8 protein-coding genes and 1 riboswitch are annotated in these 10,457 nt (G+C 74.2%); of the genes, 7 read left to right on the forward strand and 1 reads right to left on the reverse strand.

What is annotated here, in order from left to right; genetic code table 11:
* Positions 1–118: 118 nt before the first annotated feature.
* From ACI79A_RS08265 to ACI79A_RS08295, 7 genes are all read left to right on the forward strand, one after another.
* On the forward strand, positions 119–1,852 hold the full coding sequence (locus ACI79A_RS08265; protein WP_457081880.1) for a GmrSD restriction endonuclease domain-containing protein: 1,734 nt from the start codon (positions 119–121) through the stop codon (positions 1,850–1,852).
* A 141-nt stretch (positions 1,853–1,993) separates the two neighbouring features.
* Positions 1,994–2,527 carry a hypothetical protein gene (locus ACI79A_RS08270; RefSeq protein ID WP_457081882.1) on the forward strand — a complete coding sequence of 178 codons (534 nt, stop codon included), beginning with the start codon at positions 1,994–1,996 and terminating at the stop codon, positions 2,525–2,527.
* Positions 2,528–2,628: 101 nt separating this feature from the next.
* Positions 2,629–4,416 carry a thiamine pyrophosphate-requiring protein gene (locus tag ACI79A_RS08275; RefSeq protein WP_457081884.1) on the forward strand — a complete coding sequence of 596 codons (1,788 nt, stop codon included), beginning with the start codon at positions 2,629–2,631 and terminating at the stop codon, positions 4,414–4,416.
* Between the two features lie 2 nt (positions 4,417–4,418).
* Positions 4,419–7,520: an FAD-binding and (Fe-S)-binding domain-containing protein gene (locus tag ACI79A_RS08280; protein WP_457081886.1), complete on the forward strand. Its 3,102-nt coding sequence runs from the start codon at positions 4,419–4,421 to the stop codon at positions 7,518–7,520.
* A gap of 25 nt (positions 7,521–7,545) precedes the next feature.
* Positions 7,546–7,815 (forward strand): hypothetical protein, encoded by a 270-nt coding sequence (locus ACI79A_RS08285; RefSeq protein ID WP_457081888.1) that lies wholly within the window; start codon positions 7,546–7,548, stop codon positions 7,813–7,815.
* Complete coding sequence (locus tag ACI79A_RS08290; protein WP_457081891.1) at positions 7,812–8,918, forward strand: enolase C-terminal domain-like protein; 1,107 nt, start codon at positions 7,812–7,814, stop codon at positions 8,916–8,918. The genes ACI79A_RS08285 and ACI79A_RS08290 overlap by 4 nt, the downstream gene beginning before the upstream one ends.
* 71 nt (positions 8,919–8,989) lie before the next feature.
* Positions 8,990–9,283, forward strand: coding sequence for a DUF2267 domain-containing protein (locus ACI79A_RS08295; RefSeq protein ID WP_457081893.1), 294 nt, complete (start codon positions 8,990–8,992; stop codon positions 9,281–9,283).
* A gap of 58 nt (positions 9,284–9,341) precedes the next feature.
* Here the strand turns inward: ACI79A_RS08295 and ACI79A_RS08300 are convergent, their stop codons facing one another.
* Positions 9,342–9,875 (reverse strand): C40 family peptidase, encoded by a 534-nt coding sequence (locus ACI79A_RS08300; RefSeq protein WP_457081895.1) that lies wholly within the window; start codon positions 9,873–9,875, stop codon positions 9,342–9,344.
* A gap of 17 nt (positions 9,876–9,892) precedes the next feature.
* Positions 9,893–10,028, reverse strand: a riboswitch (cyclic di-AMP (ydaO/yuaA leader).
* Between the last annotated feature and the right edge of the window lie 429 nt (positions 10,029–10,457).

Here is a 10,457-nt window from a genome sequence, read left to right on the forward strand (position 1 = left end):
ATCTTCGCCCCGGGTGGTGCGGGTGGGACGGAGGGGGTCGTCCCGGCCTGTCCTGCTCCGGATGGCGCGGATGGCGGCTGACGATGGCCGTCACAGCAGCATCACGGGGGTCTGAGCAATGTCGTCACGGTCCGAGTCGGCCATCGAGCAACTCATCCAGCGCTGGGAGGCCCGCACCCCGGGCACCCCGGTCCGCCCGGTGGTGCAGCAGGCGATCGACCTGGGGTTCACCGTCGCCGAGCCGACCGGCTCGGCCCGCTACCTCCGCCTCCTCTACGACGCACCCGGTGGCTCGGTCACGCTCTACGCCGACGCCCAGCGGCTCACCGCCGCGGGCGCCGGCCTGCGCGACCTCGCCAGCGCGATGCCCGGCGCCGTCGTCCGCCCGCGCGACGTCCAGTTCCCGTTCGACGCCGCTGACCCCACCGAGGTGCTCGAGGGCTTCCGGGCCGCCGCGATGGGCGAGGAGGTCGGACCGCGGACCGCGCAGCTCCCGGCCGTCTCGCCGGTCGCCGAGCCGGCCACGACGACGGAAGAGCCTGGCACGAACCGGACCACCGCCATCCGCGCCGGTGTCGCGGCCGTCGCCCTCCTCTTCATCGTCGCCGGCGCCGCCTCCGGTGGGTTCTCCGGCGGACTGGTCATGGCCGGGCTCGCCGCCCTCCTGATCGGCCTGGGCGCGGTCGTCGTCGGCCGGGCCCGCTGGGCGCTCATCGCCTCCCGCGCCATGGGCGCCGGGGTCGCCGCGGCCGGGGTCGCCGTCCTGGTCGCCGGCGCGGCCGCGCTGCCGCAGACCGACGCCGTCCCCGCCAGCGCCGAGACCACGCCGAGCGCCGGCCCCACCACGTCCGCCGCCGACGACGAGGCCGCGATCGCCGCCGCCGAGGCGTCGCTCGCGCGCGACGAGATGGCGGAGACCGCGAACGCGGCCGAGAGCACGACCGGGCTGCTCACCGACGCCGACGCGGACGCCGCCGTCACCGCCGCCCAGCCCACCACCGCCCTCGCCGCGCTGGCCGCCGTCGAGGTCAAGGGCCGCGCGCCGAAGACCGGCTACGACCGGGACAACTACGGCTCCGCCTGGACCGACGTCGACCGCAACGGCTGCGACACCCGCAACGACGTCCTCGCCCGTGACCTCACCGCCGAGACGTTCAAGCCCGGCACCCGCAGCTGCGTCGTCCTCACCGGCTCACTCGCCGACCCGTACTCCGGCACGACCATCGCGTTCCAGCGCGGCCAGGACACCAGCTCCGACGTGCAGATCGACCACGTCGTCGCCCTCTCCAACAGCTGGCAGACCGGCGCGCAGGGCTGGGACGTCACGAAGCGCACCGCCTTCGCCAACGACCCGCTGAACCTGCTCGCCGTCGACGGCCCGCTGAACATGCAGAAGGGCGACGGCGACGCCGCCACCTGGCTGCCGCCGAACAAGTCCTACCGCTGCGCCTACGTCGCCCGGCAGGTCGCGGTGAAGGTGAGCTACGGGCTCTGGATGACCCAGGCCGAGCGCAACGCCATCGCCACCGTGCTCGCCACCTGCCCGGCCGAGCCGCTGCCCGGCGGCGTCGTGGCCAACGTCCCCGCCCTCGCCCCGGCCCCGGCCCCGGCCCCGGCCCCGGCGCCCGCGCCTGCCCCCGCACCGGCACCGGCGCCTGCTCCCGCACCGGCCCCGGCCCCGGCTCCCGTCCCGGCCCCGGCGCCTGCTCCCGCACCCGAGCCGGCCCCGGCCGGCCCGTCCTACGCCAACTGCACGGAGGTGAAGGCCGCGGGCGCAGACCCCATCTACCGCGGTCAGCCGGGGTGGCAGGACAAGTTCGACCGGGACAAAGACGGCGTCGCCTGCGAGTAGCCGGAACTCCCGCGGGTCGCGTGTGACTCGCGGGACGAGTGGTGTGACGACTCGGCAACGGCGCCGTGGTTCGGCGGTTTCTGTCGGCAACGTCCTCGATGCTGCGCAGCAACATGGCTGTACCGGAGTCAGGAGAGCGGGATGCGCGGGATCGTCGTCATCGACCAGCCGGTCGAGGACCGGGTGGTCGGCTGGCACGTCAACGTCGGCGAGGGGCTCGAGTCGACGATGGCGGGCGCCTGGGTGCTGCCCTCCGACGACGACCGGATCGCCCGGCTGCTCGTCGGCCGCATCCTGGTGCCCACCGAGAAGGCGTCGCTGCGGTTCGGCCCCGGTGCCGACGCCGCCGCCCTGGCCGTCGCGATCGTCGCCGAGACCAGCGCGCTCGACGCCGCCTTCGCCGCGCACGTCGCGTCGCTGCCGTCGTCCAAGCGGAGCCTGGTCACCCCGCGCTGGCCGCGCATCCCCACCCGGCCGCGGCCGGAGACCGCTGGCGACCCGCTGGCCAGCGACGCGCTCACCCTGGCCCGCTGGGTGGCCGAGCTGCTGACCGCCTGGGACCGGATCGAGAAGGAGCGGCTCACCCGGCCCTTCCTCGCCGTCCGCGGCGGCGAGGCCACCCGCGCGCTCCCGCCGGGCTGGCCGGCCGTCGGCCGCCTGGCGCAGGCAGCCTGAACACCGCCGTCCGAACAGTCGCCACACTGAGGTTTGGGTCACACGCGGGAGGCGGGTAGCCCCCAGAGCGGACGATGCAGTCGACGCGAGGGGATCTCGCCATGAGTCAGACAGTCGCCGACGTCCTGCTGAACCGCCTCTCCGAATGGGAGGTGGACAAGGTCTTCGCCTACCCCGGCGACGGGATCAACGGAATTCTCGCGTCGTTCGGCGAACAGGACGACCTCCAGTTCATCCAGTCCCGCCACGAGGAGATGTCCGCCTTCGAGGCGGTCGGGTACGCCAAGTTCACCGGCCGCGTCGGGGTCTGCATGGCCACCTCGGGCCCGGGCGCCATCCACCTGCTGAACGGCCTGTACGACGCCAAGCTCGACCACGTCCCGGTCGTCGCGATCGTCGGGCAGACCGACCGCAGCGCCATGGGTGGCTCGTACCAGCAGGAGGTCGACCTCCTGTCGCTGTTCAAGGACGTCGCGCACCACTACGTGCACGAGGTGAACGTCCCGGAGCAGCTGCCCAACGTCATCGACCGGGCGATCCGCACCGCGCTGGCGGAGCACGCCCCGACCGCGGTGATCATCCCGGCCGACGTGCAGGAGCTGGAGTACAGCCCGCCGACGCACGAGCACAAGATGGTGCCCTCGAGCCGCGGGCGCACCTCGTCCCCGACGGTGGTGCCGGACGACGCCTCGCTGCGGGCGGCGGCCGACCTGCTGAACTCCGGCAGCAAGGTCGCCATGCTGGTCGGTCAGGGTGCCCGTGGCGCCCGGGCCGAGGTCGTCGAGGTCGCCGACCTGCTCGGCGCCGGCGTCGCCAAGGCGCTGCTGGGCAAGGACGTGCTCCCTGATGACCTGCCCTTCGTCACCGGCTCGATCGGGCTGCTGGGCACCCGCCCGACCTGGGAGATGATGAAGGACTGCGACACCCTGCTGACGGTGGGCTCGAACCTGCCCTACAGCGAGTTCTTCCCGGAGTACGACCAGGCCCGCGGCGTGCAGATCGACCACGACGCCAAGTTCATCGGGATGCGGTACCCGTACGAGCTCAACCTCGTCGGCGATGCGGCCACCACGCTGCGCGCGCTCATCCCGCTGCTGGAGCGCAAGCAGGACCGGTCCTGGCGCGAGGGCATCGAGGACGGCATCCGCCGCTGGTGGGAGATCATGGAGAAGCGGGCGAACACCGACGCCGATCCGGTCAACCCGATGCGGCTGTTCTCCGAGCTGAACGGCCGGCTGCCCGGCAACGCCATCATCACCGCCGATTCCGGCTCCGCCGCCAACTGGTACGCCCGGCACCTGCGCTTCGGCCCGGACAACCGCGGCTCCCTGTCGGGCACCCTGGCCACCATGGGCCCGGGCGTGCCGTACGGGATCGGCGCCAAGTTCGGCCACCCCGACCGACCGGTCATCGCCTTCGTCGGTGACGGCGCCATGCAGATGAACGGCCTGGCCGAGCTGCTCACGATCGCCCACTACTGGCGGGAGTGGCGCGACCCGCGCCTGGTGGTCGCGGTGCTGCACAACAACGACCTCAACCAGGTCACCTGGGAGATGCGGGCGATGGGCGGGGCGCCCAAGTTCGCCGACTCGCAGACGCTGCCCGACGTCTCCTACGCCGACTTCGCCGCCGGGTTGGGCTTGGAGGCGATCACGGTCGACGACCCCGAGCAGATCGGCCCCGCCTGGGACCGCGCGCTGGCCGCCGGCCGGCCGGCGCTGCTCGACGTGCACGTCGACGCCGACGTCCCGCCGATCCCGCCGCACGCGACGCTCGAGCAGATGACCGACACCGCGAAGTCGCTGCTCAAGGGCGACGAGGACGCCTGGGGCGTGGTCAAGCAGGGCACCAAGACCAAGATGCAGGAGTTCCTGCCCAACCGGAGCTGACCGTGTCGACCGCACACCTCCCACCGCCGATCGTCCGGCCGCGGGACGGGGCGGGCGACTCCTGGGTGGACGTGCCGGCGCTGGCAGCTGACCTGCGCCGGCGCGTCGACGGCGAGGTCCGGTTCGACGCCGGCACCCGCGCCGTCTACTCGACCGACTCCTCCAACTACCGGATCCCGCCGCTGGGCGTGGTCGAACCGCGCACGGTCGACGCCGCCGTCGAGGCCGCGGCGGTCTGCCGGGATCTCGGCGTCCCGCTGCTGTCCCGGGGCGGCGGCACCAGCCTCTCCGGGCAGACGACGAACGCCGCCGTCGTCCTGGACTGGAGCCGGTACTGCAACCGGCTGGAGTCCCTGGACGTCGACGGACGCCGGTGCGTGGTGGAGCCCGGCATGGTGCTGGACCACCTCGACGACCAGCTGGCCGAGCACGGTCTGACCTGGGGGCCGCAGCCGGCCACCCACTGGACCTGCACGGTCGGCGGGATGCTCGGGAACAACGCCTGCGGCGCCTCGGCGCAGACCTACGGCAAGGCCGTGGACAAGGTGGCCCGGCTGGAGGTGCTGCTCGCCGACGGCACCCGGATGTGGGTGGGCCCGACCTCGGACGAGGAGTACGCCGAGATCGTGGCCGCCGGCGGCCGGCGGGCCGAGGTCTACGCGGGGCTGCGCCGGCTGCGCGACGAGCACCTGGCGCAGATCCGCACCGGGTACCCGCGGATCCCGCGGCGGGTGTCGGGCTACAACCTGGACGCGCTGCTGCCCGAGCACGGCTTCGACGTGGCCCGGGCGCTGGTCGGCAGCGAGGGCACGCTGGCCACCGTCCTGCGCGCGGAGCTGCTGCTCTCCGAGCTGCCGGGGCACCGGCGGATGGCCGTGCTCGGCTACCCGGACGTGGTGACCGCCGGCGGGGAGGTCACCCGGGTGCTGCCCTGGCGGCCGCACCGGCTGGAGGGCGTCGACGACGTGCTGCGCCGCAACCAGGCCGAGGAGGGGATGAACCCGCGGGCGCTGGAGAAGCTGCCCGAGGGGGACAGCTGGCTGCTCGTCGAGCTGGCCGACGACGACCCCGACGAGCTGGGCCGGCGGATGGACGGGCTGGTGGCCGACGTCTGCGCGGCGCCGGAGCCGCCGTCGGTCCTGGTGCTGGACGACCCCGCGGAGCAGGCCGACCTCTGGGCCTTCCGGGAGGCCGGGCTGGGCGCGACGGCGCACCCGCCGACCGGGCGCGACACCTGGCCCGGCTGGGAGGACTCCGCGGTGGCGCCGGAGGACCTGGGGCCCTACCTCGCCGAGCTGCGCGAGCTGCTGGACCGGCACCGGCTGACCCCGGCGTCCACGTACGGGCACTTCGGGCACGGCTGCGTGCACCTGCGGATCCCCTTCGAGCTCGGCTCGCCCGGCGGTGCCGCGGGCTACCGGGCGTTCCTGGAGGAGGCCGCGGACCTGGTCACCCGGTACGGCGGCTCGCTCTCCGGTGAGCACGGTGACGGCCAGGTGCGCGGTGAGCTGCTCAGCCGGATGTTCCCTCCGGAGCTGATCGGCGCCTTCGAGCGGATGAAGGCGCTGCTGGACCCGGAGAACCGGATGAACCCGGGGAAGGTCGTGGCGCCGCGGCCGCTGGACGCCGACCTGCGGCTGCCCGACGACCACCCGGCGTGGGACCCGGAGGTGACCTTCGGCTACCCCGAGGACGGCGGCTCGTTCGCGCAGGCCGTCGCCCGGTGCGTCGGCGTCGGCAAGTGCCGGGCCACGCTGGGCGAGGGCGCCGAGGGCGCGGTGATGTGCCCGAGCTACCAGGTGACCGGCGACGAGAAGCACTCCACCCGGGGCCGGGCGCGGCTGCTGTTCGAGATGCTCCGCGGCGACGTCATCCGGCACCGCTGGCGCTCGACCGCCGTCCGGGACGCCCTGGACCTCTGCCTGGCCTGCAAGGGCTGCAAGAGCGACTGCCCGGTCGACGTCGACATGGCCACCTACAAGGCGGAGTTCCTCTCCCACCACTACGCCGGCCGGCTCCGCCCGCGCACCCACTACTCACTGGGCTGGCTGCCCCTGGTGGCCCGAGTCGCGGCAGCGGCCCCCGGCCTGGTCAACGCCGCCACGCAGACACCGGGGCTCCGCCGGCTCGTGCAGGCCGCCGGCGGGATCACCCCCGAGCGGGAGCTGCCGCTGTTCGCCTCCGAGCGGTTCACCCACTGGTACCGGGCGCGCGGACCGCGCGGCGACGGCCGGCGCGGTGAGGTGCTGCTGTGGCCGGACACCTTCACCGAGTTCTTCCACCCGGCCATCGGCCGGGCCGCGGTGACGGTGCTGGAGGACGCCGGTTTCCGGGTGCGGTTGCCGGAGCGGGAGCTCTGCTGCGGGCTCACCTGGATCTCCACCGGCCAGCTCGACGTCGCCTCCCAGGTGCTGCGGCGCACCGCGCAGGCGCTCGGCCCCGCGGTGCGCGACGGGGTGCCGGTGCTCGGGCTGGAGCCCAGCTGCGCCGCGGTGTTCCGGGCCGACGCCCCCGAGCTCCTCCCCGAGGACGACGACGTGCGCCGGCTCGCCGAGAGCACCCGGACCCTCGCCGAGCTGCTCGCCGAGCGGGCACCGGACTGGTCACCGCCACCGGCCGAGCGGGCGGCGATGGTGCAGACCCACTGCCACCAGCACTCGATCATGGGGTTCGACGCCGACCGCGAGCTGCTGGGGAAGGCCGGGTTCGACGCCGACGTGCTGAACTCCGGCTGCTGCGGGCTCGCCGGGAACTTCGGGTTCGAGCGCGGCCACCACGAGGTCTCCATGGCCTGCGGTGAGCAGGTCCTGCTGCCGGCCGTCCGCGACGGCGACCTCCGGTCGGTGGTGCTGGCCGACGGCTTCAGCTGCCGCACCCAGATCGAGCAGGGCGACACCGGACGGCGGGCGGTGCACACCGCGGAGGCGCTGGCCGGCCTGGTCGAGGGGGCACCGATGACCGAGCACCCCGAGCAGGTGCTGGCCGGCCGATCGCGCCCCCCGGGCCGGATCGCGCAGGGCTCCGCGCTGCTCGGCGCCGCCGCGGCCGCCGGCGCGGTGGCGGCCGGCACCGTGGCTGCCACCCGCCGCCTGCTCTCGCCCTGACGACCACCGAGAGAGGAGAGCTCTCGTGCTCTGGCTCTGGCTCTGGTTCCTGTTCGTGGTCCTGCTGTTCCTGATCCCGCTCGCCTACGGGTGGGGCTACCGGGGGTGGGGGGCGCCCTACCCCTCCTACTACCGGGCCCGCCGGCACGGCGCCACGAGCGCGGACGCGGCGGTCGACCCGGCGGAGGACCCCACGCTGGTGGAGGAACGCAGCTGGGGTCTGCTCGCCGACGTCCTCTGGGTGGTGCTGGTGGTCGCGATGGTCTGGCTGGTCGTCGCGCTGGTGCTGTGGTGATCGGGCTCGAGGCCCGGGTCGAGGCGCTCGACGTCGCCGCCTACCGGCTGCCGACCGACCATCCCGAGGCGGACGGCACGCTGATCTGGGACGCCACCACCGCCGTCGTCGTCCAGGCGCACGGCGCCGGGCGCACCGGGGTGGGGTGGACGTACGCCGACGCCACCGTGGCCCAGGTCGTCCGCGGCCTGCTGGCGGAGATCGCGGTCGGCCACCGCGCGCTCGACCCACCGGCGGCGACGCACGCCATGGCGCGGGCGGCGCGCAACGCCGGGGTGCCCGGCCTGGTCGCGATGGGCATCTCGGCGGTCGACACCGCGCTGTGGGACCTGAAGGCCCGGGTGCTCGACGTCCCCCTCGCCGGCCTGCTCGGGGCGGTCCGCGAGGACGCCGCGGTGTACGCCAGCGGCGGGTTCACCAGCTACGACGACGGGGTCACCCGGGACCAGCTGGACGGGTGGCTGGCGCAGGGGCACGACCAGGTGAAGATCGAGATCGGGGAGTCGTGGGGCACCGCGGTCGATCGGGACCTGCACCGCACCCGGCTGACCCGTGAGGTCGTGGGGGACGACGTCGCCTTGCTCGTCGACGCGAACGGTGGCTACACCGCCAAGCAGGCGGTCCGGGTCGGCCGGGAACTCGACGACCTCGGGGTGGTCTGGTTCGAGGAACCCGTGTCCTCCGACGACCTCGCCGGTCTCCGGCTGGTCCGGGAGGACCTGGACTGCGACGTCGCGGCCGGCGAGTACGGCGCCCGCCTGGCCGACTTCGCCGGGCTGTGCGGCGCCGGGGCGGTCGACTGCCTGCAGGTCGACGCCAGCCGCTGCGGCGGGGTCACCGAGTGGCTGCGGGCCAGCGCGCTGGCCGCCGGGCACTCGTTGGAGGTCTCCGCCCACTGCGTGCCCACCCTGCACGCCCACCTCGCGCTGGCCACGCCCAACCTCCGCCACCTGGAGTGGTTCCACGACCACGCGCGGTTCGAGCACCGGCTGTTCGACGGGGTGCCCGACCCGGTGGCGGGCCGGGTCCGCCCGGCTGCGGAGGCACCGGGCCTGGGGCTGACCCTGCGCGGCGGTGAGCTCGACGACCTCCGGGTCGGCTGACCGCCGGGCCCGACACCGGACGCGCGACGAGCGCGCTCCGGACCAGCAGGAACGACGGACGGGAGGACGGGATGACGACGCACGAGCTCGTGTCCGCGGTGCAGCAGTCGGCCCGGATCCCCGATCACGAGCTCGCCTCGGTGATGCCGACCGACGGGTCGGTCGAGCGCTTCGGCCTGACCGAGTTCTACGGCCGCGTCGCCGAACTCGAGGGGCAGGGCTGCACCCCGGAGCAGGCGCGGCAGCACGCGCGTGCGGTCACCGCCGGGTTCCGCGAAGCGGTGGGCGCCGAGTACCTGCACGTGCTCGACCAGCTCCCCGACGACTGCGGCGACCTCACGCACACCGAGAACGCGCACCACTGACGGCCTGCCGCCCCTCCGGGTCGCCGGAGCGACGCCGGCGACCCGGAGGGGGAGGAACTCAGACCAGCCGACGCGCGGTGTTGTAGCCCCACATGTCGATGCTGGCGACGCGGACCACGTCACCGGCGCTGGGGGCGTGGACCATCAGCCCGTCGCCCAGGTAGATCCCCACGTGCCCGACGGGGGAGTAGTAGAAGACCAGGTCACCGGGCTGCAGGTGCGCCCGGTCGACGTGCACGCCCATCGTGGACTGCATCCGCGACGAGTGCGGCAGGTCGACGCCGGCCGCCCGGAAGGCGAACTGGGTCAGGCCCGAGCAGTCGTAGACGTTCGGACCGGCCCCGGCCCACACGTAGGCCTTGCCGAGCTGGGCCATCGCGGTGTCGATGACCACCTGGGCAGCGGAGGTCGGTGCGGCCGTGGCCGCGACCGGCGCGGCGATCGGAGCCGGGGCCGGCGGGGCAGCGCCCCCGGCGTTGGCCTGGGCGGCGAGCGGGGTGAGCACCACGCCGGCGCCGGTGAGCAACGCGATCAGCGCGCCCTTGGCCGAGCGGGTGGAACGACGAGCAGAGGTGGTGCGCAGGGTCGTCATGGAACGACGAGTTCTCCTTGTTCTCCTCAACCGCCTACCGAGTTAGCTGACGGGTTCGGGCGGGGAACTCGCCCGGCGCAGCCACACGTGCGTGCGGCCGCGCTTCACCCCAGAACTGCGGTGGGTCCCCGGTCCGGGCGGCGGCTGCAACGTGCGCAGCCGACGTCCGGTTCGGCGGTGCCGTCCGGGTGTCACCAGGTGCGGTGACGGTCGGACCCGGTCGGCCGCGACGACGCTAGGTGGCGATCTGGTGGTCCGCAGCCGCCGTCGGCGGCCGGATCCGGACGGTCCTGGACTGCGACTCGCCGTCGTGACCGTGGCAAACGTGAGGCTGGCCCCGGCGTGTTTCGGGAAGTTGCGAACTGATGAATGGACGGCGCGTGAGCACCCTCCGTGTCAGTTCCTTCACGTGCGGCCGATCGTCGCGACGCCACCCGACGGGTGTGTGGGGAGCGCGGGTTCCGGACTGCACCCGCCACCGGTCGGGTGCCTGCCCCGGACAGTCGAGGTCTGCCCACCGCGCGTGGGGACACCACCAACACCGGGGCCGGGCGGCGTGCTACCCGGACGTAGTTGTTTTTC

The sequence above is a fragment of the Modestobacter sp. SYSU DS0657 genome (genome assembly GCF_054050925.1).

Excerpts from the sequence above, each read along its gene's own strand:
- ACI79A_RS08270 (WP_457081882.1), top strand. The coding sequence starts at position 1,994 with ATGCGCGGGATCGTCGTCATCGACCAGCCGGTCGAGGACCGGGTGGTC.
- ACI79A_RS08265 (WP_457081880.1), top strand. The coding sequence starts at position 119 with ATGTCGTCACGGTCCGAGTCGGCCATCGAGCAACTCATCCAGCGCTGG.
- ACI79A_RS08275 (WP_457081884.1), top strand. The coding sequence starts at position 2,629 with ATGAGTCAGACAGTCGCCGACGTCCTGCTGAACCGCCTCTCCGAATGG.
- ACI79A_RS08295 (WP_457081893.1), top strand. The coding sequence starts at position 8,990 with ATGACGACGCACGAGCTCGTGTCCGCGGTGCAGCAGTCGGCCCGGATC.
- ACI79A_RS08300 (WP_457081895.1), bottom strand. The coding sequence starts at position 9,875 with ATGACGACCCTGCGCACCACCTCTGCTCGTCGTTCCACCCGCTCGGCC.